Below are 21,977 nucleotides of genomic sequence, written 5' to 3' on the forward strand. Positions count from 1 at the left end.
TCGTACAGGCTTTTTGTTTAAGTAAGGTAGAAATTGAATTATAAGTGACTAGAATGGCCACCTTGCATAACCCAATAAGTACCAATAACTGTGATTAAAGTAATAATAATCGCAAAGATAACTTTGGCAGATTGTAAACGTCCATCTTTACCTTCAGTTAAGTGCATGAACATTAATAATTGTAATGCAGCTTGAATGAAAGCAAAACCAAAGATAATTGTTGTTTTAGCATGGAATGTCATGTTTGTGTATAGAGTTACAAAAACTGCTAATAACGTTAAAACGATTGAAGCAATAAAGCCAACTGTATGTTTTACGATTGTATTCATCCGCTATACACCATCCCTATCATATATACGGCAGTAAAGATGAAGATCCATACAACATCTAAGAAGTGCCAGTATAAACTTACTATAAATAATTTTGGAGCATTAAATTTATTTAATCCACGTGTTGCAACTTGGATTAATAAACAAATAATCCAAACGATACCTAACGAAACATGGGCACCATGTGTACCTAATAAGATGAAGAAACTTGACCAATAAGAGCCAACTTTAGGTGTTACACCTTCAGAAGCATAATGTGCAAATTCATAAATTTCGAATCCGACAAATATTAAGCCAAGGATTACTGTTAAAATCATCCAAAACATCATTTTGCCTTTTTCTTCTTTACGTAAGTAGTAAATTGCAATACCACAAGTATAAGAACTGATTAATAAGGCAAATGTCATAATTAGGACAAGTGGTAATTCAAACAATTCAGTTGTCATTTTACCACCGTAACTGCCCCCATGTTGCAACGTTAATAACGTTGCAAATAGGGTACCGAATAATGCAAATTCGGCTGTAAGGAAAATCCAGAAGCCAAGCTTATTCAATTGACCTTCATGCGTACGTGAATCAATAGTGTTTGTATCATGACTCATGACCTACAGCCTCCCTTTCTTTAATACGTGCTTCTCTTAAACGTGCTTCGTTTTCAGCAACTTCAGAAGCTGGAATATGATAACCGTGATCTTGTACAAAACTTTGATAAATCATAGTTCCGAAGATACCAGCTACACAAATTAGGAATGGAATGATAGATTGGAAGATTAAGAAGAAACCACCAACTAACATGAATATACCCATAAATACACCAGTATGCGTGTTATTAGGCATATGAATGTCTTTGTAGTTATGGTTGTCTAAGAAATGACGACCATGTTCTTTCATATCAACAAATGTATCATAGTCATTCCAATCTGGAGTGATTGCGAAGTTGTATTTAGGTGGAATAGCTGAAGCTGTTGACCACTCTAAAGTACGACCTAAACCATCCCAGTTATCTCCAGTTGCTTCACGTGGAGATTTAATGTGGCTGTAGATAATGCTTACTACTAAGAATAGGAAGCCGACTGCCATCATTAATGCACCGATAGTTGAAATGAAGTTTAATAACCACCAACCATCAGATGGCATATAAGTGTATAAACGACGTGGCATACCGTCTAATCCAAGAATGAATTGTGGTAAGAAACATACATTAAATCCAATCATGAATAACCAGAATGCCCATTTATTTAATTTTTCATTTAATTTATAACCCATCATCTTAGGATACCAGAAGATTAAACCAGCTAGGCAGGCAAATACTACACCGGTAACCAATGTATAGTGGAAATGAGCTATTAAGAAATAAGTGTTGTGATATTGATAGTCAGCTGATGCCATTGCTAACATTACACCAGTAACCCCACCTAATAAGAAGTTAGGGATAAAGGCTAATGAGAATAACATTGGTGATTCAAAAGTAATACGTCCTTTATATAATGTTAATAACCAGTTAAATAATTTAACTCCGGTAGGTACACCGATTAACATCGTTGAGATTGAGAAGAATGAGTTAATTAAAGCACCATTACCCATTGTGAAGAAATGGTGAACCCAAACTAAGAAACTTAAGAACGCGATACCAGCAGTTGCCCACACCATACTTTGGTGACCGAATAAACGTTTACGAGCAAATGTTGGAATAATTTCTGAATAAATACCAAATGCAGGCAAGATAACAATATAAACTTCAGGGTGCCCCCATACCCAGAAGAAGTTTGCCCATAACATTGGCATACCGCCATCTGCTACTGTAAAGAAATGAGTTCCGAATACTCTATCAGCTGTCATTAAAGCAAGAACAACTGTGAATACTGGGAATGCTAAAATTATGATTAATGTCGTAATAAAAGTAGTTACAGTAAACATAGGCATTTGCATAAATTTCATAGTAGGCGTTTTACATCTAAGTATTGTTACAAAGAAGTTAATACCTGTCATTAAAGTACCGATACCTGAAATTTGAATTGCTACTAAGTAGTAGTTAACTCCTGGACCAGGACTAAATTCTCCTGCTAGTGGAGCATAGTTTGTCCAACCAGCTGCTGGTGATCCACCTACGATAAATGATAGGTTAAATAAAATCATACCAACAAAGAATAACCAGAAACTGATGTTGTTCATTACAGGGAATGCCACATCACGAGCCCCAATTTGTAATGGAACAACAACATTCCATAATCCAAAAATGAATGGCATAGCCATAAAGATAATCATAATAACGCCGTGCGTACTAAAAATTTCATTATAGTGATTTGATTCCAAGAAAGTATTATCAGGAATAGCTAATTGAGTACGAAGTAATAACGCATCAATACCACCACGAACGAACATTAATACTGCACTAATTAAGTACATTAAACCGATTTTTTTATGGTCTACGGATGTGAACCATTCTTTGTATAGATATTTCCATAACTTGAAATAAGTAATTACCGCAATTAAACCAATAATTAGGAATGGCGCGCCGATTTGTGCCATTGTAATCATCCAGTTACCTTTAACGAGTAATTGATCCCATGGAAAATTCATTAATGTTCACCTCCATGATCATTATCTGCTTTAGACGCATTCTCGTCTTTAGCTCCTTTATTGATTTTTTCCATTTCCTTAGCGTTGTGAGTTTCTTCATCTTTAAACTCACTATCGTAAGGGTCATTGTTGCCTAAAATCATTGGCTTCATACCATGACGAGGATAGTTGACATTAGTAACTGTTACCTTACGAGCTGGTTTTTGAGGTTTATCTGTTACATCTTTATAAAGATCTTTTTCAGCAACGAAGTTAGGATCTTTTTGAGTATAGTTGTAACGTTTATATGCATAGAAGATATACTCTGGATCAGCTGCAGGATCGACGAATGCCATGTGAGTACCATTAAATGTTAATTCTTTATTTGGAGTACTTGGTAAGAGTTGTTTATCAAACTCATCTTGGCTAATAGTTTTTTTACTTTTAGCATCTTTAACCCAAGCATCGAAATCTTTTTGGTCTACAGAGTGAACTTTAAATGTTTGGCGAGAGAAACCTTCACCATTAAAGTTAGAGTTACGTCCTCTGAATGTACCAGTTTGATCGGCTTTTAAAGTCCAATTCATTGTCATGCCAGTCATGGCATATTTTTGACCACCTAATTGAGGAATCCAGAAACTAGTCATTGTATCCATAGATTGTAATTTAAATACAACTGGACGGTTTTTAGGAATAGTTAATGTATTCACTGTTTCAACCTTTTGTTCTGGATAAGCAAAGAACCATTTATATCCGGCACTAACTGCATAGACAACTAGTGGGTCTTCTTTACTTTCAGGTGGTTTCTCGTAATCGTATAATGTTTTAACTGTTGGAATAGCTAAAGCAATTACGATTAAGATTGGTACCACAAACCAAATTGTTTCAATTAAAGAATTGTGGTGCATCTTACCAGATTCGTCATTTTTATTGTAACTATACTTGAAAATAAAAACAGCGAACATAGTAAGTACAACAGCAACAATAACAAGCATGAAGATGATTGAGTAAATAATCAAGAACTTCTGACTACTTGCTACTGGCCCTTTTGCATTAAACACTTCTAAGTTTGAACAACCACTAAGTAAAATTAGTGTGCCAAACATAAGAAGCAACGACTTAAATTTTGACACTTTTTTGACCTCCTAATACTACAAATGTAGGGCTTACCATTAATTTTAGTTTATTACGCGATATTTACAAGACCTTATTAGAAAAAAATTACAATAATAAATAGGAAAAAACTAGTAACAATAGGAATGACGGGGAATGTAAGGTTTGTTAAAATTATGTGTCTATTCTGTGAAAAATGTCAAAAATAGAAAATCAGTCGTTACATTTGAGAAACATTATCAATTCTAGCGTTTACAATAGAAATTAAATAAAAAAGACAAGATATTTATCTCGTCTTTTTCAGAAAATTGACACATTTATTTAACTTTTATGTAACGTGTTGATGATTCTTCGGCTCCCTCTGAATCGATGACATTATATCTTACTTTATATGTACCTACTTTTGAAGTATCTAAGTGACCATCAACTGTAATTTTATGTGTTAAATCGCCATCTTCTTTATCGTAGGCGCTAATTCCATTTAATACATTATAATCTTGACCTTTTTCAATAACAATATCATTTACTCCTTTAAGCTGTGGAGTATGATTTGTAGTAGCTTCTGCACTTAAATTTGGGGTCACAAGAGTAGCAGAGACACCGAGAGCTGAAAGAGATTGTATGAGTTTATTCATTACGTTAACCTCCGAATGTAATAAGTCATTTGAATAACTTAACTATACTTTAATTTCTGATTTTTAACATCATACTATAGTCTTAATATAGCTTATTCAAGATTAAATTTAAATGAACTTAAGATAAATAAATATTAAATTTATGTAAAATGAAAGTTCTGTGAATTTAAAAAAACTATATTACATTATAATAAGTATCGTACTAAAATATATTTGTGGGAAATAACTATATTTTACACATATTATTTTAAGTAGGAGTGGATTTGCATGTTAACAGAACAAGAAAAAGGAATTGTAAAAGAAACTGTTCCAGTATTACAAGAAAGAGGAACAGAGATTACTTCTTATTTTTACAATAGAATGTTCCAACAACATCCAGAGTTAAAAAATATGTTTAACCAAACTAACCAACAAAAAGGATTCCAATCTACTGCTTTAGCTCAAAGTGTATTAGCAGCTGCAGTTAATATTGAGCATTTAGAAAATATTTTGCCAGTTGTTAAAGAAATTGCATATAAACATTGTGCGTTACAAGTACCACCAGCTGGATACGATATCGTAGGTGAAAACTTAATTGAAGCAATTAAAGCCGTTTTAGGATTAGAAGATAGTCATCCTATTATTCAAACTTGGAAAAAAGCATATCAAGAAATTGCTGATGTATTTATTCAAGTTGAAAAAGATATTTATAGTAAAATGTTATGGGAAGGTTTCCAACCATTTAAAATTGAAAAAATTGAACAACTTTCATCTGATATTAAAGCCTTTACGGTAGTATCAGATCAATATGATTTAAGTCAATTTACACCAGGAGAATATATTACAGTTGATGTAAGCAGTGAAAAAATGCCTTATCGTGCAAAACGTCACTATTCAATTGTTAGTGGTGATAACAATCATTTAACTTTTGCTGTCAAACGTGATGTATCTACAGACCATGAAGGTGAAGTTTCAACTATTTTACATGATGAATTAAAAGAAGGAAATGATATTAACTTATCAGCTCCAGTAGGTCCATTTGGTGTGGTTAATCAAGAACAACCACAATTGTTTATTGGTGCGGGTATTGGTGTCACACCACTTGTTTCAATGTTTGATGAAGTAGCTGAAAATGGAAGTCATGCACAGTTTATTCAAGTAACTGGAGACGTTAATGATACACCATTCACTTCTCATTTAAGAGATATTTCAAAACGCTACGACAAAGCGAAATATGAGTTATATGATAGACAAGCTAAAGGTTATTTAACTAAAGAAACGCTTGAAAATTATGTGAATAATGATAGTGAAGTATATGTTTGTGGAAGTGCTAAATTTATTCAATCAGTGATTGAAGTATTAAAAGAAATAGGCATAAGCCAAGAACATATTCATTATGAAACATTTGTTCCAAAATTAAGTGTGTCAGTATAAATGTAATATATTATTGAAAAAAGAGAGCGGCATAATTAATGTGAAATTATGTCGCTCTCTTTTTTTATAATAAACGCTTGAATTTAAATTATTCAATGCCTCTACGCATTTTTTCAGCTAATAATGTATTATTTAAAACCATAGTAATGGTTAAAGGACCTACACCGCCTGGTACTGGAGTAATAGCACCCGCAATTTCTTTTACTTCTTCAAATTCCACATCACCTTTTAGTTTACCATTTTCATCAGGAGTATTACCTACATCTACAATTACTGCGCCTTCTTTTACATCGTCTTTAGTAACTAATCCAGGTTTACCTACTGCACTGACGATTACATCTGCATTTTTTAAATGACTATGCATATCTTTAGTACGTGAATGTAAGATCGTTACTGTCGCATTTGCTTGTAATAATAACTTAGATACGGGTTGACCTACAATATGACTTCGGCCAATTACGACAGCATTTTTACCTTCTAGATCAATATCTGCATGTTTTAAAATTTCCATAATTCCTAATGGCGTACAAGGGACAAACGTCTGTTCATCAATGTATAATTTACCAATGTTTGATGGATGGAAACCATCAACGTCTTTTTCTGGATTAATTGCCTCTAAAATTTTTTGTTCGCTAACCTGTTTAGGTAGAGGTACTTGGACTAAAATGCCACTTACCGAATCATCATTATTTAAACGATCTAGTTCTTTTAATACATCTTCTTCAGAAGTGTCTTCAGCTAAATGGATAATTTCAGATATCATCCCTATTTTTTCAGCAGCTTTCTTTTTAGAATTAACATAGCTTTGACTTGCGCCATCATTCCCAACTAAAATAACGGATAATTTTGGTGTATATCCCTTTGCTTTTAAAGTTTGAACTTGGTCTTGCAACCCTTGTCTATAATCTTTTGCAATATGTTTCCCATCTAAAATTTTTGCAACCACAAAAAATTCCTCCTTGTTTATTAAATATCTGTCTATAGATTAACTTTAAAGGTATAAAAACGTCAAATTTTAACTAGAAAACGTAAATTAAGTTAAAAAACACGAATAAAGTTCGATTTTTGATTGAAATTAAATTTTATACTTGGTATGCTATACGTGTAATATACAACTAATAAGATTTATATTTTAAACTTTGAAAGGGTGTACAAAGTGAAAGTAGCAGTCATTATGGGTAGTTCCTCAGACTGGAAGATTATGCAAGAAAGTTGTGCAATGTTAGAACAATTTGAAATACCATATGAAAAGAAAGTAGTGTCAGCACATCGTACGCCAAAATTAATGTTTGATTTTGCAAGTGAAGCACGTACAAATGGTTATGACGTTATTATTGCTGGCGCTGGTGGTGCAGCACATTTACCTGGAATGGTTGCTTCAATGACAACGTTACCTGTTATCGGTGTACCTATTGAATCTAAAAGTTTAAAAGGACTAGATTCACTATTATCTATTGTTCAAATGCCCGGTGGAATTCCTGTTGCTACAACGGCAATCGGTAAATCTGGAGCTAAAAATGCTGGTATTTTAGCAGCGAGAATTTTAAGTATTGGAAATGACTCAGTTCGTAAACATCTTGAACAATATGAACAATCTTTAGTAGATAAGGTAGGCGAAATGCAAGATGAACTTCAATAGATTAAAGTTCGGAGCAACGATTGGTATTATTGGTGGAGGACAATTAGGTAAGATGATGGCACAATCTGCCCAAAAAATGGGTTTTAATGTAGCGTGTTTAGATCCTAATCCAGATAGTCCATGTAAATCAGTAGCAGATGTTTTTATCACAGCAGAGTATGATGATGAAGAAGCCTTAAATAAATTGGGTCAACAATCAGATGTGATTACTTATGAATTTGAAAATATATCTGCTCAACAGCTTAAGCAACTAACTCAACAATTTAACATTCCCCAAAGTTATCAAGCAATTGAATTATTACAAGATCGTTTAACTGAAAAACAAACATTAGAATCTGCAGGTACAAAAATTGTTCCTTATGTATCTTTAAAAGATGAAAAAGATTTGAATCAAGCAATTGAAACATTAAGTTATCCATTTATCGTAAAAACACGTTTTGGTGGATATGATGGTAAAGGGCAAATTTTAGTGAAAAATGATTCCAATATTGAAGAAGCTAAAGCGCTTGTTTCAAAACATGAATGTGTGGCAGAAAAATTTTTAGATCTCGATCGAGAAGTATCTTTAACTGTAACGATTGGTAATCAAAATCAAATTGCTTATTTCCCACTACAAGAAAATGAGCATCGTAATCAAATACTATTTAAAACTATTATTCCAGCTAGATGCGATAAAGAACAAGAAGCGAGAAAAGAAGTAAATAAAATAATTGAAAAAGTTCACTTTGTTGGTACTTTTACCGTGGAATTCTTTATTGATAAATCAAATCACTTATATGTAAATGAGATTGCACCGAGACCACATAACTCTGGACATTATACGATTGAAGCATGTGATTATTCTCAATTTGATACACACATTTTAGCAGTAACTGGTCAAGATTTACCTCAAGAGATAGAAATTTTAAAACCAGCAGTGATGATGAATTTATTAGGACGCGATTTAGACTTATTAGAAGATAAATTTGGAGATCATCCTGAATGGCATGTCCACATCTATGGAAAAACAGAACGAAAACCAGATAGAAAAATGGGACATATGACCATTCTTACAAATAATGTTAATGAAACTGAAAATGAAATGTTGAAACAATTTAAAGGGAGAGAATAATCAATGTCATTACGTTATGAAGGTAAAGCGAAAAGAGTATTTTCAACAGAAACAGTACATCAGTTGAGAGTTGAATACAAAGATGAAGTCACAGCAGGTAACGGCGCTAAAAAGGATAAGATGCAAGGGAAGGGACGTTTAAATAATCGAATTACTTCAATTATTTTTGAATATTTAAATAAACATGGTATTGAAAGTCATTTTATTAAACAGCTTTCTGAAACTGAGCAATTAGTTAAAGAAGTAAAGATTATACCATTAGAAGTAGTTGTAAGAAATATCGCAACAGGTTCTATTACGAAACGTTTAGGTTTTGAAAAAGGCCACGTATTTGATGAACCACTTGTAGAGTTCTTTTATAAAAATGACGATTTAAATGATCCTTTGATTACTGATGATCATGTCAAATTACTTCATATTGCTAATGATGAGGAAATTAAAACATTAAAAGATATGGCTAAAAATATTAATAAAGTATTAATTCAATTAATGAATGAAATGGATTTAAGATTAGTAGATTTTAAAGTTGAATTTGGAAAAACAGAAAATGGTGATATTTTATTAGCGGATGAAATTTCACCAGATACTTGTCGTATTTGGGATAAATACTCAGATACGAATTTCGATAAAGATGTATATAGAAACGATACTGGTTCTTTAATAGATACGTATCAAACATTTTTGGATAAATTGGAGGAACTAAAATAATGAAAACAATTGAACTTCACATTACATTACAACCACAGGTATTAGATACACAAGGTCAAGCATTAAATCGCGCTGTGCATGACTTAGGTTATAAACAAGTTAATGACATTAGAGTAGGTAAAGTATTATACATGACTGTTGATGAAGCTACAGATGAAGCAGTAAATAATATTATTACGACATTAAGCGAAAAGTTATTTGCTAATACGGTTATTGAAGAATATAGTTATAAAATTGTTGATGAAAAGGAGAATGCATAGTATGAAATTTGCAGTTCTCGTTTTTCCAGGATCTAACTGTGATAGAGATATGTATAATGCAGCTATTAAAACAGGTGCAGAAGCTGAATATGTAGATTATCGTGAAACATCTTTAAATGGTTTTGACGGGGTATTAATTCCAGGTGGTTTTTCATTTGGTGACTATTTACGTTCGGGGGCTATGGCAAGTGTCGCTCCAATTATTAGCGAAGTGAAACGTTTTGCCAGTGAAGGTAAGCCCGTTTTAGGTGTATGTAATGGATTCCAGATTTTAACTGAGATAGGACTATTACCCGGCGCCTTATTACATAATGATTCACATCTATTTATTAGTAGAAATGAAAAACTGAAAGTTGTTAATAATCAAACTCCTTTTACTAATTTATATGGAGAAAATGAAATTGTTGTTTATCCTGTAGCACATGGAGAAGGACATTATTATTGTACAGATGATATGTACAATGAATTAGTTGAAAATAATCAAATTATTTTAACATATGAAGATAACCCGAATGGGTCTCATGAACATATTGCAGGTATTGTAAATAAAGCAGGCAATGTATGTGGAATGATGCCTCATCCTGAAAGAGCACTTGAAACACTTCTTGGTACAGACAGTGGTGTTAAATTATTCGAAGCAATGGTAAATAGTTGGAGGGAACAAAATGTCTAAGTTTATCGAACCTAGTATTGAAGAAATTAAACTTGAAAAACTATATCAAGACATGGGTTTAAGTGATGAAGAATATAATAAGGTACGTGAAATTTTAGGAAGAGAGCCTAACTTTACAGAAGTAGGTATTTTCTCAGTCATGTGGAGTGAACATTGCTCTTATAAACATTCTAAACCTTTCTTAAAGCAATTCCCGACAACTGGTGAGCATGTTCTTATGGGACCAGGCGAAGGTGCTGGAGTTGTAGATATTGGTGATAATCAAGCGGTGGTTTTCAAAGTAGAATCTCACAATCATCCTTCAGCAATCGAACCTTATCAAGGTGCAGCTACTGGTGTAGGAGGTATCATCAGAGATATTGTATCGATTGGAGCAAGACCCATTAACCTACTAAATAGTTTGCGATTCGGTGAATTATCAGTAAAACAAAATCAACGTTTATTAAAAGGCGTTGTCCGTGGTATTGGTGGTTACGGTAATTGTATTGGTATACCAACTACAGCAGGAGAAATCGAATTCGATGAACGTTACGATGGAAATCCACTTGTCAATGCAATGTGTGTAGGTGTTATCGATCATGATATGGTACAAAAAGGTACTGCTAAAGGTGAAGGAAATTCAGTCATTTATGTAGGCCTTAAAACTGGACGCGATGGTATTCATGGTGCCACATTTGCATCTGAAGAATTAACTGAAGAAAGTGAAAGTAAACGACCTTCAGTACAAATTGGTGACCCTTTTGTAGGTAAAAAATTAATGGAAGCCACACTTGAAGCAATCACTTTTGATGAACTTGTAGGTATCCAAGATATGGGAGCAGCAGGTCTTACCTCTTCTTCATCAGAAATGGCTGCTAAAGGCGGTAGTGGATTAGTACTGCACTTAGATCAAGTCCCAACACGTGAACCAGGAATCTCACCATATGAAATGATGTTATCTGAAACCCAAGAAAGAATGTTACTTGTTGTTGAAAAGGGAACAGAACAAAAATTCTTGGACTTATTTGATAAACATGAACTTGATAGTGCAGTAATTGGTGAAGTAACGAATACTGACCGCTTCGTTCTTAAATACGAAGATGAAGTATATGCAGATATTCCTGTTGATGCACTAGCTGATGAAGCACCTGTCTATATTTTAGAAGGTGAAGAAAAAGAATATAATACCTCAAAAAATGATTATAGTGAGATCAATGTACAAGATGTATTTAAGAAATTATTAAAGCATCCAACAATTGCTTCAAAACATTATTTATATGAGCAATACGATCAACAAGTAGGTGCTAATACCATTATTAAACCTGGACTACAATCATCTGTAGTAAGAGTTGAAGGAACAAATAAAGCTATTGCTTCAACCATTGATGGTGAAGCTCGATATGTATTTAATCAACCTTACGAAGGTGGAAAAATGGTTGTGGCAGAAGCTTATAGAAATTTAATTGCTGTAGGCGCAACACCATTAGCTATGACAGACTGTTTAAATTATGGTTCTCCAGAAAAGAAAGACATTTATCAACAATTGATTGATTCTACAAAAGGGATGGCAGAAGCTTGTGAAGTATTAAAAACCCCAGTAGTATCAGGAAACGTTTCTTTATATAACGAAACTAGAGGAACTTCTATTTTCCCTACACCAGTAGTAGGAATGGTAGGACTCATTGAAGATATTCAATATTTAAATGATTTTCATCCAGAAACAGGACATACATTATATCTTGTAGGGGAAACAAGAAATGACTTTGGTGGAAGTCAAATTGAAAAACTTTTATATAGTAAAGTCAATCATGAGTATGAAGAAATTGATTTAGGTGATGAAGTGGCAAAAGGCGAAGCAATAAAAACATCTATTAGAAATGGAATTGCTTCTCATGTACAAACTGTAGGTAAAGGCGGTTTACTTATTACGCTTGCTAAAATAAGTGCTTATTATAATTTAGGATTAGAAGCAAAAGTAGAACTCTCTGATGCACAATTATTTAGTGAAACACAAGGACGTTATGTCGTTGCAGTCAAAGAAGGACAAACACTTGATGTCGATGGAGCTATTAAAATTGGTGAATTAACAGATGTTGATGAATTTAAAGTATCTAATACTACATCTACAATTACAGAAAAAGTCTCAGATATTAAAGCAATTTGGGAAGGAGCTATTTCAGAATGTTTAACTACAGTGGATTAAACGAAGAATGCGGTGTCTTTGGCATTTGGAATCATTCAGAAGCAGCTCAGTTAACTTATATGGGATTGCATAGTTTACAACATAGAGGGCAAGAAGGTGCAGGGATTGTAGTTTCTGATGAAGATACTCTAAAGGGTGAACGTGGTTTAGGCTTACTTACTGAAGCCATTAAAGAACCACAACTTAATAAACTAAAAGATGGCAACCATGCTATTGGACATGTTCGTTATGCGACATCAGGAAATAAAGGTATCGAAAACATTCAACCATTTTTATATCATTTCTACGATATGAGTGTCGCAATTTGTCATAATGGTAATTTAATTAATGCACAAACTTTAAGACAATACCTTGAAAAACATGGCGCCATTTTTCACTCATCTTCTGATACTGAAGTGATTATGCATTTAATTCGTCGTAGTAAAGCTCCTACATTTGAAGAGGCGCTAAAAGAAAGCTTACGACAAATTAAAGGCGGATTTACTTTTGCAATATTGACTAAAGACGCTTTGTATGGTGCTGTTGATCCAAATGCGATTCGTCCTCTAGTAGTTGGTAAGATGCAAGATGGAACATACATTTTGGCTAGTGAAACATGTGCCATAGATGTGCTAGGAGCAGAATATGTTCAAGATATTCATGCTGGAGAGTATGTTGTCATTAATCATAATGGTATTGAAGTAAAATCATATACAAGTCATACTAACACAGCGATTTCAGCAATGGAATATATTTACTTTGCGCGTCCAGATTCAACCATTGCTGGAAAAAATGTGCATGCAGTTCGTAAAGTTTCTGGTAAAAAATTAGCTCAAGAAAGTCCGGCTCAAGCAGATATGGTTATCGGTGTTCCAAATTCATCATTATCTGCAGCTAGTGGCTATGCTGAAGAGATTCAATTACCTTATGAAATGGGGCTTGTAAAAAACCAATATGTCGCACGAACTTTTATTCAACCTACACAAGAATTACGTGAACAAGGGGTGCGCGTTAAGCTATCGGCAGTGAAAGATATTGTAGAAGGTAAAGACATTATTTTAGTTGATGATTCTATTGTAAGAGGAACAACAAGTAAACGTATTGTCAGAATGCTTAAAGATGCTGGAGCAAATAAAATACATGTACGTATAGCTTCTCCAGAATTTATGTTCCCTAGCTTTTATGGAATTGATGTGTCTACGACTGCTGAATTGATTTCTGCTAATAAATCTCCAGAAGAAATTTGTGAGTATATTGGCGCAGATTCTCTTGCATATTTAAGTGTTGAGGGTCTTATAGAATCAATTGGATTAGATTTTGATGCACCCTATAGTGGGTTATGTGTAGAAAGTTTTACAGGAGATTATCCAGCAGGTCTATTTGACTATGAAGAAAACTATTTAAATAATTTAAGTACACGTCAAAAAGAATATATTGATAATCATAAACATTATTTTGATAGAGAGGGAAATATACATGTCTAAAGCTTATGAACAATCAGGTGTTGATATTCATGCAGGTTATGAAGCGGTAGAAAGAATGTCTAGTCATGTTCAACGTACAATGCGTAAAGAAGTACTTGGTGGATTAGGTGGATTTGGTGCGACTTTTGATTTATCCCAGCTTAATATGAAAACACCAGTATTAGTCTCTGGTACAGATGGCGTAGGAACAAAATTAAAGCTTGCCATTGATCATAATAAGCATGACACGATTGGTATTGATGCAGTTGCCATGTGTGTAAATGATATTCTTACAACGGGCGCAGAACCACTATATTTTTTAGATTATATAGCAACAAATAAAGTTGTTCCGGAAGTGATAGAGCAAATTGTAAAAGGTGTTAGTGATGGTTGTGAAGCTACTCATACTGCTCTTATTGGTGGGGAAACAGCCGAAATGGGTGAAATGTATCACGAAGGAGAATATGACTTAGCAGGTTTTGCTGTAGGAGCAGTCGAAAAAGATGAATATATTGATGGATCTGAAGTAGAAGAAGGACAAATTATCATTGGTTTAGCTTCTAATGGTATTCATTCTAATGGATATAGTTTAGTGAGAAAGTTAATTGAAGAATCTGGAATTAATTTGAATGATTCATTTGATGGAAGTACTTATCTTGATATATTTTTAGCTCCGACTCAATTGTATGTGAAACCTATTTTAACTTTAAAAGAAAAAGTTAAAATCAAAGGCATGAATCATATTACTGGTGGTGGATTTTATGAAAATATACCTAGAGGCTTACCTAAAGGCTTAGCAGCTAAAATTGATACACAATCCTTCCCAACACCAAAAGTATTTGAATGGTTACAACAACAAGCTGACATTGAAACGAGTGAAATGTATAACGTTTTTAATATGGGCATAGGCTATACTGTCATTGTAAATAAAGAAGATGTATATAAAACACTTGATGTCTTAAAAGAACAAGATATTGCTGCATATCAAATAGGGGAAATTGTTAAAAGTAATGATGCACCGATTTATCTTGAGGGGGTATAGATATGACTAAGGTGGCTATATTTGCCTCTGGATCAGGAAGTAACTTCGAAAATATTGTATCTAAAGTTGATAAGGGGCAGCTTAATAATATAGAAATTACTTCTTTGTATACAGATCATCACGATGCTTATTGCATTGAGCGTGCAAAACAGTTGAAAGTGATGGTTCATATTAATGAACCTAAAGACTTTGAAAACAAAGGAGAATATGAACAAAAATTAATTCAACTTCTTCATAGTGAAGAAGTGGAGTGGATTATCTTAGCAGGTTATATGAGATTAGTGGGACCAGACTTATTAAATGCTTATGAAGGTAAAATATTGAATATTCATCCTTCATTATTACCAAAGTACAAGGGGAAAGATGCAATTGGTCAAGCATTTAATAGTGGCGATAAGGAAACAGGTTCAACAGTTCACTATGTAGATAGTGGAATGGATACGGGAGAAATAATTGAACAACGAAAATGTGATATAAACCCGGACGATACAAAAGAAACGTTAGAAGAACGTGTGAAACAATTAGAATATGAACTTTATCCAAGTGTAATAGCTAAAGTTATTAAATAAGGAGCATAGTTAATCATGAAAAAAGCAATTATTAGTGTTTCAAATAAAAGTGGAATTGTGGAATTTGCTAAATCATTAACGCAATTAGATTATGAATTGTATTCAACAGGCGGTACAAAACGTGCTTTAGAAGAAGCAAATGTAACTGTTAAATCTGTATCAGAGTTGACGCAATTCCCTGAAATTATGGATGGTCGCGTAAAAACGTTACATCCAGCAGTACACGGTGGTATTTTAGCAGATCGTAATAAACCTGAACATTTAGAACAATTATCAGAACAACACATTGATTTAATTGATATGGTTGTGGTCAACTTATATCCTTTCCAACAAACTGTAGCTAATCCAGATGTAACTGAAGATGATGCAATTGAAAATATCGATATTGGTGGTCCAACCATGTTACGTGCTGCAGCCAAAAATTTTAAACATGTAACAACTATTGTCCATCCATCTGATTATAATGAAGTCATTCAACGAATTAAGGAACATCGACTAGATGAATCATACCGTAAGTCATTAATGATTAAAGTATTTGAACATACAAATGAATATGATCATGCAATTGTAAGTTTCTTCAAAGGAGATAGTGAAGAATTAAGATATGGTGAGAATCCTCAACAATCAGCACGTTTTGTTCGTACTTCTAATAGTAAACATACTATTGCTGGTGCTAAACAACTGCATGGTAAGGCATTGAGTTTTAATAATATTAAAGATGCAGATTCAGCATTAGCATTAGTGAAAAAATTTAAAGAACCAGCTGCCGTTGCAGTTAAACATATGAATCCATGTGGTGTAGGTATTGGCACTGATATTGAAATCGCATTTAAAAATGCGTATGATGCAGATAATCAGTCTATCTTTGGGGGGATTATTGCACTAAATAGAACTGTTACCAAAGATTTAGCCGAAACGTTACACTCTATTTTCTTAGAAGTTGTCATTGCACCAAAATTTGATAAAGAAGCTTTAGATATTTTAACTCAAAAGAAAAATATTCGCTTATTAGAAATTGATATGACAATTGATAATCGTGAAGAAGAATTTGTTTCAGTCTCAGGTGGATATTTGGTTCAAGATAAAGATAATTATGAAGTGTCTAAAGAGGAAATGAAAGTTGTTACAGACGTTGAACCTACCGATGCTCAGTGGGAGGCAATGCTTCTAGGATGGAAAGTTATTCCATCAGTGAAAAGTAATGCGATCATTTTAAGTAATAATAAACAGACAGTTGGAATTGGTGCAGGACAAATGAATAGAGTAGGTGCAGCTAAGATTGCTTTAGAGCGCGCAATTGAAATAAATGACAATGTAGTAATGATTTCTGATGGATTCTTCCCAATGGATGATACTGTTGAACTTGCTGCAAAACATGGTATTAAAGCTATTATTCAACCAGGCGGTTCAATTAAAGACCAAGATTCGATTGATATGGCTAACAAACATGGTATTGCTATGGTTACTACTGGTATGCGTCATTTTAAACACTAATTTAAAATAATTGAGAGAATAGAGGGAGAAAAGAAATGAATGTTTTAGTTATAGGTGCAGGCGGTCGTGAACATGCATTAGTATCAAAATTACATCAGTCGCCACTTATTGAAAAACTTTATGCTATTCCTGGAAATGATGCAATGACTCATTTAGCCGAAGTACACACTGAAATTGCTGAAACTGATCATGAGGCTATTTTACAATTTGTCCAACAACATCACATAGAATGGGTGATTATTGGTCCAGAACAACCATTGATAGATGGTTTATCTAATAAATTGAGAGACAATGATGTTAAAGTTTTTGGTCCTAACAAAGAAGCAGCCCAAATTGAAGGTTCTAAATCTTTTGCTAAAAGGTTAATGGAAAAATATGATATTCCAACTGCTGATTATAAAGAAATAGACAATAAAACTGAGGCACTTAATTATGTAAATGAATGTGAATTACCTATTGTAGTTAAAAAGGATGGGTTAGCTGCTGGTAAAGGCGTAATTATTGCTAATACACGAGATGAAGCAATTGAAGCGGTAGAAGTGCTATATCCACAAGAAGATGGAAAAGTTGTCTTTGAACAATTTCTTGAAGGAGAAGAATTTTCATTAATGACATTCATAAATGGGGATTATGCAGTTCCTTTTGACTGTATTGCTCAAGATCATAAACGTGCCTATGATAATGATGAAGGTCCTAATACTGGTGGGATGGGCGCTTATTGTCCTGTTCCCCATATTTCAAATGACGTTTTAGAGCGTACAAACAAAGATATTGCTCAACCAATTGCTAGAGCGTTAAAAGAAGAGGGTTATAACTATTTTGGTTTACTTTATATAGGTGCAATTTTAACTAAAGAAGGTCCTAAAGTTATTGAATTTAATGCACGATTTGGTGATCCAGAAGCGCAAGTATTGTTAAGTCGTCTAGAAAGTGACTTGATGGCACAAATCGTAGCTCTAGACCGTAAAGAACCTATTCGTTTTCAATGGATTGACGATTATGTGGTAGGGGTAATGCTTGCTTCGAAAGGCTATCCTGGGTCATATGAGAAAGGTGCAGAGGTTTCAGGCTTTGAAGTAAATAACCATTATTTCGTTAGTGGTTTGAAAAAAGAAAATGATACATTTCTTACATCTGGCGGACGAGTTGTATTAGCCATTGGAAAAGGAAAAACTATTCAACAAGCACAAAAAGATGCTTATGGAAATGTAGAAAAAATTAAGAGTGATCAACTATTTTATCGTAAAGATATTGGAAATAAAGCGCTCAAATAAACTAAAAATAATAGCCCATAGATGACATTCATCTATGGGTATTTTATAATGCTAGGGCTTAATATACTAGCAAGATGAATTTACTGTGTTTTTGAAACTGCTTTTATCTTTGAACTCAATCTTTACTTTAGTTTGTCTCATGTTATATATTACTCTAACATTTCTGAAACACGAGCATCTTTAATACCAGTGATTGGAAAATATTGAGATAAATAAAAAGCAATAATAAGTAAAGCAATTGTCATACCAATAAAAAGAATATCTTTGTATGAGAAAGGTGCTTTATAATAATAGGTACGTGGGCCATCTTTAAATCCTTTTGATTCCATAGCTACTGATAATTGATGTGCACGACGTATGTTTTGGCTTAAGACTGGAATAAGTAAGTGTTTTATACGTTTAAATCCACGATAATTGGAAGCATCAATCATTTGGTAACGCATTTTTAAAGAACGTCTTAATTGGATAAATGATGTGAAAATAAGTGGTACCATACGAATAGCAGCCATAAATGCATAAGCGATTTTAGGTTTTACTTTTAAATGTTGCATTAAACTATAGAAAATCATTACAATTTGTGATGTTAATGCAATTAACACACCAAACATTGAAACTGTAATTGTTCTTAAAGATAAGTGAAGACCTCTTACAATGCTCTCAGTACTAATATGAATAATTCCCCATTCAAATAACATATGTGTACCATCACCATATAAAATCATGAATAATGATGATAGCAAGGCAAAGAGAATGGTTGCTGATAAAAATGCAGCAATGACTTTAAAAGCTGTACCATTAAAAGATAATAAAAATATAAACATCAATAAAGTAATATAAATCATATAATCAAAATTATGCACAAAAATGATAAAAATAAATAATAAAACTCCAAGAATTAATTTCGTAATAATGTTTACATCATCTACAAGTGTATGACGCTTTTTCCAACGTTCAAACATTTGATTCACCTGCCATTTCTAAAAGCTTATGATTTTCTACGACAAGTCGACGTGTTGGATAACGATGAATAATTTCAGGGTCATGCGTCACCATTACGATAGTTTGTCCTTGTTTTACACGTTCTTCAAACAGCTTAATCAATTGAAATGTATTATGACTATCAAGTCCAAATGTTGGCTCATCTAATAAAACAATTTCAGCTTTTGAACTTAAAGCAGTTGCTACGCTCAATCGGCGTTTCTGACCTGTAGATATTTCAAAAGGATGATGATGTTTAACTTTTTCTAAATGTAAAAGTTTCAAAAGATGTTCAGTTTCTTCTTTCGATTTTGCTTTATCAAGATGATTATAATGAATATTAATTTCGTCATAAACTGAATTAGTAATAAACTGAAGTTCAGGATTTTGGTATACAAGATACATATTTTGAGCAGCATCTTTAATTTTCTTCAGTAATCGGTTCTCATAAAACATTGTACCGTTGTATTTCACTAATTGCATCATAGATTCAAGTAAAGTAGTTTTGCCAGCTCCATTTTTTCCAGTAATTGTAATCCATTCTCCAGGATGAATATTTAGTTCTGGAACTTCAAATAGTGTATTTTTACTGCGAATTATTTGTCCGTTTTGAAATTTAAAAAGTGTTTTAGAAGTCTGTGGTGTTAAATCTGTTCGTATAGGTGCATAATCCCATGCATGAGGGTGCCATACGCCAAATTCAGTAAGTAACGATTCACAATGTTTGAGTATGTATTCAGGTGTATTATCAGCTATAATTTCTCCATCATAGTTCATTAATATGACTCGATCTACATGATGCCAAATATGTTCCACTTTATGTTCTACAATTAATACCGTTTGATCAGTCCATAATTGAATGAGTCGTTGCCATAAGTCAGCAGTTGCTTGTACATCTAACATAGCTGTAGGTTCATCTAAAAAGAGTGTATCAGCTTTCTGTAAAATGGTTTCGACGATAGCAAGTTTTTGTTTCATGCCACCACTTAAATTATTTACGAAAGTTGAATTATCTACATCTAAATCTACTGACGCAAGTGCTTTTTTAATTTGTTCATCCATGTCTTCTCTTGGCACTTGTTGATTTTCTAAGACGAAAGCTAATTCTTCGTAAACTTTTGGCATACAAAATTGTGTATCTGGGTCTTGAAAAATAACCCCTGAATTAGGGTCAATGTCTAGTTCATCATATTTCATCGGTAATTCTATAAGATTAGGAACAATACCACTCAGTACATTAAGTAATGTGCTTTTACCAGATCCTGAAGGACCTAGTAAAAGCACTTTTTCTTTATCTTTAATTTCTATATTTAGATTATCGAAAATTTTTCGATCACCATTTGGATATTTTAGACGTAAATTTTTGACTTTTAACACAATCATTTCCCCTTATAAGTTGTCGTAATCTTTTTGAGAGGCAGGACGGAATAATTTAGTTACTCCAGTTTGATCTAAGGCTTTTACAATTAAATAAGAGAGTATACCAGACAGTACAATACCACTAATAGCACGGAAAATGATGAAAAGTAGTAAGTTCCAACCCGCAACTTCGTTTAGATAGCCATAAAAATAATCTACAGGGAAAGATACTAATGCTGTTACTAAACCAGCTAACATTGCTACCATTAAAGAACGTGATTTGTATTTAAAGATAGCAAACACAACTTCACATGCTAGACCTTGTAAAATTGCATATACTATAGTAGGAATATCAAATTTCCCCATAACAATAGTTTCACCTGCACCAGCAGCAAATTCAGCAATTAATGCAATACCTGGTTTAGGAATAATTAAGTAAGCTACAATAGCAGCCATAAACCAAATACCGTATGTAAGTTGTTCTAGATGTATACCAGCTACTTGAGCTAAATTATATGGCAACCACCATAAGTTATAAATGATTGCAAAAATAACAGCAATCAGCACAGTAACTAGAATTTCTGAAAGCTTTAAACCTTTAGACATAAAATAGTTCCTCCTAAAAAAACGCACAACCCTTCGTAGAAAAGTTGTGCGTAAATTTAAATAAAAATGCTATTGATTATTAAAAACATGATTTATTTAAGTTAACACTTTCCTACGCTAGTATTTAACTAGATCAGGTTCAAAGGGTTTGAGGTTAAGCCTCATCTCAGTGCTATACACCCCTAGTGCATTTATATTTTATTTATTTTAAATGTATGACTTTTAATAGTAGATGTCAAGATGCTTTTAATCTATATTTAATTAAAAATAAATTATAATTAAACAGTTTACATATTTAATAAGTGAAATGTAATTAGTTCTAAAAATAATTGAATAAAAGTAGGACAATTTATTTCCAACTCAGTCATCGATAGCCAATATATTAAAAATACCTGAGACAACTTGTATGTCTCAGGCTTATTCATTAATTACTATTAATGATGACATAAATAAGAAAATTAGTCTAATGTATTTTGAACGTCTTGTTTAGTTTGTTCAATATCATCAGTTTTTTCTTCTTTTTGTTCTTTTAATTTTTCTTCATATTCTTTTGCTTTTTTTGCATCTTCATGTGTCATAGGACAACTCTCC

At 33.0% G+C, this 21,977-nt stretch carries 22 protein-coding genes and 1 riboswitch; of the genes, 12 read left to right on the top strand and 10 right to left on the bottom strand.

Annotated elements, in window-relative coordinates:
• Positions 1 to 38 precede the first annotated feature (38 nt).
• From qoxD to HMPREF2881_RS08820, 5 genes are all read right to left on the bottom strand, one after another.
• Positions 39 to 329, bottom strand: a complete 291-nt coding sequence (gene qoxD / locus HMPREF2881_RS08800; protein ID WP_002448242.1) for a cytochrome aa3 quinol oxidase subunit IV — start codon at positions 327 to 329, stop codon at positions 39 to 41.
• Positions 326 to 931, bottom strand: coding sequence for a cytochrome aa3 quinol oxidase subunit III (gene qoxC / locus HMPREF2881_RS08805; protein WP_002448120.1), 606 nt, complete (start codon positions 929 to 931; stop codon positions 326 to 328). Before qoxC ends, qoxD begins: the two co-directional genes overlap by 4 nt.
• Entirely contained in the window at positions 921 to 2,909 is a 1,989-nt protein-coding gene (gene qoxB, locus HMPREF2881_RS08810; RefSeq protein WP_002488372.1) for a cytochrome aa3 quinol oxidase subunit I, read from the bottom strand. The genes qoxC and qoxB overlap by 11 nt, the downstream gene beginning before the upstream one ends.
• The gene (qoxA, locus tag HMPREF2881_RS08815; RefSeq protein ID WP_002455508.1) at positions 2,909 to 4,021 is read right to left on the bottom strand and encodes a cytochrome aa3 quinol oxidase subunit II; all 1,113 of its coding nucleotides are present in this window, start codon (positions 4,019 to 4,021) and stop codon (positions 2,909 to 2,911) included. Before qoxA ends, qoxB begins: the two co-directional genes overlap by 1 nt.
• Positions 4,022 to 4,318: 297 nt before the next feature.
• Positions 4,319 to 4,636, bottom strand: coding sequence for a DUF5011 domain-containing protein (locus HMPREF2881_RS08820; RefSeq protein WP_002488383.1), 318 nt, complete (start codon positions 4,634 to 4,636; stop codon positions 4,319 to 4,321).
• Between the two features lie 267 nt (positions 4,637 to 4,903).
• On the opposite strand from HMPREF2881_RS08820, the gene HMPREF2881_RS08825 reads away from it, so the two are divergent.
• Positions 4,904 to 6,049, top strand: a complete 1,146-nt coding sequence (locus tag HMPREF2881_RS08825; protein ID WP_002448258.1) for a globin domain-containing protein — start codon at positions 4,904 to 4,906, stop codon at positions 6,047 to 6,049.
• A gap of 88 nt (positions 6,050 to 6,137) precedes the next feature.
• On the opposite strand, the gene folD is transcribed toward HMPREF2881_RS08825, so the two are convergent.
• Positions 6,138 to 6,995, bottom strand: coding sequence for a bifunctional methylenetetrahydrofolate dehydrogenase/methenyltetrahydrofolate cyclohydrolase FolD (gene folD, locus HMPREF2881_RS08830; RefSeq protein ID WP_002448150.1), 858 nt, complete (start codon positions 6,993 to 6,995; stop codon positions 6,138 to 6,140).
• A gap of 210 nt (positions 6,996 to 7,205) precedes the next feature.
• Here folD and purE point away from each other — a divergent pair, with 210 nt between their 5' ends.
• Genes purE through purD form a run of 11 tightly spaced genes read left to right on the top strand, consistent with a single transcriptional unit; the run spans position 7,206 to position 18,443 of the window.
• Entirely contained in the window at positions 7,206 to 7,688 is a 483-nt protein-coding gene (gene purE, locus HMPREF2881_RS08835) for a 5-(carboxyamino)imidazole ribonucleotide mutase (protein ID WP_002448044.1), read from the top strand.
• A complete protein-coding gene (gene purK / locus HMPREF2881_RS08840; RefSeq protein WP_002455507.1) occupies positions 7,675 to 8,799 on the top strand; it encodes a 5-(carboxyamino)imidazole ribonucleotide synthase in 1,125 nt (374 codons plus the stop codon). Before purE ends, purK begins: the two co-directional genes overlap by 14 nt.
• A gap of 3 nt (positions 8,800 to 8,802) precedes the next feature.
• A complete protein-coding gene (gene purC, locus HMPREF2881_RS08845; protein WP_002448194.1) occupies positions 8,803 to 9,507 on the top strand; it encodes a phosphoribosylaminoimidazolesuccinocarboxamide synthase in 705 nt (234 codons plus the stop codon).
• Entirely contained in the window at positions 9,507 to 9,767 is a 261-nt protein-coding gene (gene purS, locus HMPREF2881_RS08850) for a phosphoribosylformylglycinamidine synthase subunit PurS (protein WP_002448160.1), read from the top strand. The genes purC and purS overlap by 1 nt, the downstream gene beginning before the upstream one ends.
• A gap of 1 nt (position 9,768) precedes the next feature.
• Complete coding sequence (gene purQ / locus HMPREF2881_RS08855) at positions 9,769 to 10,440, top strand: phosphoribosylformylglycinamidine synthase subunit PurQ (RefSeq protein WP_002455506.1); 672 nt, start codon at positions 9,769 to 9,771, stop codon at positions 10,438 to 10,440.
• Complete coding sequence (purL, locus tag HMPREF2881_RS08860; protein ID WP_002448158.1) at positions 10,433 to 12,622, top strand: phosphoribosylformylglycinamidine synthase subunit PurL; 2,190 nt, start codon at positions 10,433 to 10,435, stop codon at positions 12,620 to 12,622. Before purQ ends, purL begins: the two co-directional genes overlap by 8 nt.
• Complete coding sequence (gene purF, locus HMPREF2881_RS08865) at positions 12,601 to 14,085, top strand: amidophosphoribosyltransferase (RefSeq protein WP_002455505.1); 1,485 nt, start codon at positions 12,601 to 12,603, stop codon at positions 14,083 to 14,085. Before purL ends, purF begins: the two co-directional genes overlap by 22 nt.
• The gene (gene purM, locus HMPREF2881_RS08870; protein ID WP_002455504.1) at positions 14,078 to 15,106 is read left to right on the top strand and encodes a phosphoribosylformylglycinamidine cyclo-ligase; all 1,029 of its coding nucleotides are present in this window, start codon (positions 14,078 to 14,080) and stop codon (positions 15,104 to 15,106) included. Before purF ends, purM begins: the two co-directional genes overlap by 8 nt.
• Before the next feature lie 2 nt (positions 15,107 to 15,108).
• Positions 15,109 to 15,675 (top strand): phosphoribosylglycinamide formyltransferase, encoded by a 567-nt coding sequence (gene purN / locus HMPREF2881_RS08875; RefSeq protein ID WP_002448123.1) that lies wholly within the window; start codon positions 15,109 to 15,111, stop codon positions 15,673 to 15,675.
• Between the two features lie 15 nt (positions 15,676 to 15,690).
• Complete coding sequence (gene purH, locus HMPREF2881_RS08880) at positions 15,691 to 17,169, top strand: bifunctional phosphoribosylaminoimidazolecarboxamide formyltransferase/IMP cyclohydrolase (protein ID WP_002448055.1); 1,479 nt, start codon at positions 15,691 to 15,693, stop codon at positions 17,167 to 17,169.
• A gap of 35 nt (positions 17,170 to 17,204) precedes the next feature.
• The gene (gene purD / locus HMPREF2881_RS08885) at positions 17,205 to 18,443 is read left to right on the top strand and encodes a phosphoribosylamine--glycine ligase (protein WP_002488380.1); all 1,239 of its coding nucleotides are present in this window, start codon (positions 17,205 to 17,207) and stop codon (positions 18,441 to 18,443) included.
• A 149-nt stretch (positions 18,444 to 18,592) separates the two neighbouring features.
• On the opposite strand, the gene HMPREF2881_RS08890 is transcribed toward purD, so the two are convergent.
• The 4 genes from HMPREF2881_RS08890 to graF form a co-directional block, all read right to left on the bottom strand.
• The gene (locus tag HMPREF2881_RS08890; protein ID WP_002448247.1) at positions 18,593 to 19,402 is read right to left on the bottom strand and encodes an energy-coupling factor transporter transmembrane component T family protein; all 810 of its coding nucleotides are present in this window, start codon (positions 19,400 to 19,402) and stop codon (positions 18,593 to 18,595) included.
• On the bottom strand, positions 19,395 to 20,798 hold the full coding sequence (locus tag HMPREF2881_RS08895) for an ABC transporter ATP-binding protein (RefSeq protein WP_002488357.1): 1,404 nt from the start codon (positions 20,796 to 20,798) through the stop codon (positions 19,395 to 19,397). The genes HMPREF2881_RS08890 and HMPREF2881_RS08895 overlap by 8 nt, the downstream gene beginning before the upstream one ends.
• Positions 20,799 to 20,810: 12 nt before the next feature.
• A complete protein-coding gene (locus HMPREF2881_RS08900; protein WP_002448226.1) occupies positions 20,811 to 21,386 on the bottom strand; it encodes an ECF transporter S component in 576 nt (191 codons plus the stop codon).
• A gap of 92 nt (positions 21,387 to 21,478) precedes the next feature.
• Positions 21,479 to 21,580, bottom strand: a riboswitch (TPP riboswitch).
• A gap of 264 nt (positions 21,581 to 21,844) precedes the next feature.
• Positions 21,845 to 21,964 (bottom strand): glycopeptide resistance-associated protein GraF, encoded by a 120-nt coding sequence (gene graF / locus HMPREF2881_RS11945; RefSeq protein WP_002448238.1) that lies wholly within the window; start codon positions 21,962 to 21,964, stop codon positions 21,845 to 21,847.
• Positions 21,965 to 21,977 lie beyond the last annotated feature (13 nt).

Origin of the sequence: Staphylococcus sp. HMSC057A08 (assembly GCF_001812925.1) — a bacterium.
In the GTDB taxonomy this organism is placed as follows: Bacteria; Bacillota; Bacilli; order Staphylococcales; family Staphylococcaceae; genus Staphylococcus; species Staphylococcus hominis.

Excerpts from the sequence above, each read along its gene's own strand:
- purM (WP_002455504.1), top strand. The coding sequence starts at position 14,078 with ATGTCTAAAGCTTATGAACAATCAGGTGTTGATATTCATGCAGGTTAT.
- HMPREF2881_RS08900 (WP_002448226.1), bottom strand. The coding sequence starts at position 21,386 with ATGTCTAAAGGTTTAAAGCTTTCAGAAATTCTAGTTACTGTGCTGATT.
- HMPREF2881_RS08890 (WP_002448247.1), bottom strand. The coding sequence starts at position 19,402 with ATGTTTGAACGTTGGAAAAAGCGTCATACACTTGTAGATGATGTAAAC.
- graF (WP_002448238.1), bottom strand. The coding sequence starts at position 21,964 with ATGACACATGAAGATGCAAAAAAAGCAAAAGAATATGAAGAAAAATTA.
- qoxB (WP_002488372.1), bottom strand. The coding sequence starts at position 2,909 with ATGAATTTTCCATGGGATCAATTACTCGTTAAAGGTAACTGGATGATT.
- HMPREF2881_RS08820 (WP_002488383.1), bottom strand. The coding sequence starts at position 4,636 with ATGAATAAACTCATACAATCTCTTTCAGCTCTCGGTGTCTCTGCTACT.
- purL (WP_002448158.1), top strand. The coding sequence starts at position 10,433 with ATGTCTAAGTTTATCGAACCTAGTATTGAAGAAATTAAACTTGAAAAA.
- purH (WP_002448055.1), top strand. The coding sequence starts at position 15,691 with ATGAAAAAAGCAATTATTAGTGTTTCAAATAAAAGTGGAATTGTGGAA.
- purF (WP_002455505.1), top strand. The coding sequence starts at position 12,601 with ATGTTTAACTACAGTGGATTAAACGAAGAATGCGGTGTCTTTGGCATT.
- purQ (WP_002455506.1), top strand. The coding sequence starts at position 9,769 with ATGAAATTTGCAGTTCTCGTTTTTCCAGGATCTAACTGTGATAGAGAT.
- qoxD (WP_002448242.1), bottom strand. The coding sequence starts at position 329 with ATGAATACAATCGTAAAACATACAGTTGGCTTTATTGCTTCAATCGTT.
- purD (WP_002488380.1), top strand. The coding sequence starts at position 17,205 with ATGAATGTTTTAGTTATAGGTGCAGGCGGTCGTGAACATGCATTAGTA.
- HMPREF2881_RS08825 (WP_002448258.1), top strand. The coding sequence starts at position 4,904 with ATGTTAACAGAACAAGAAAAAGGAATTGTAAAAGAAACTGTTCCAGTA.
- purC (WP_002448194.1), top strand. The coding sequence starts at position 8,803 with ATGTCATTACGTTATGAAGGTAAAGCGAAAAGAGTATTTTCAACAGAA.
- purN (WP_002448123.1), top strand. The coding sequence starts at position 15,109 with ATGACTAAGGTGGCTATATTTGCCTCTGGATCAGGAAGTAACTTCGAA.
- qoxC (WP_002448120.1), bottom strand. The coding sequence starts at position 931 with ATGAGTCATGATACAAACACTATTGATTCACGTACGCATGAAGGTCAA.
- purS (WP_002448160.1), top strand. The coding sequence starts at position 9,507 with ATGAAAACAATTGAACTTCACATTACATTACAACCACAGGTATTAGAT.
- purK (WP_002455507.1), top strand. The coding sequence starts at position 7,675 with ATGAACTTCAATAGATTAAAGTTCGGAGCAACGATTGGTATTATTGGT.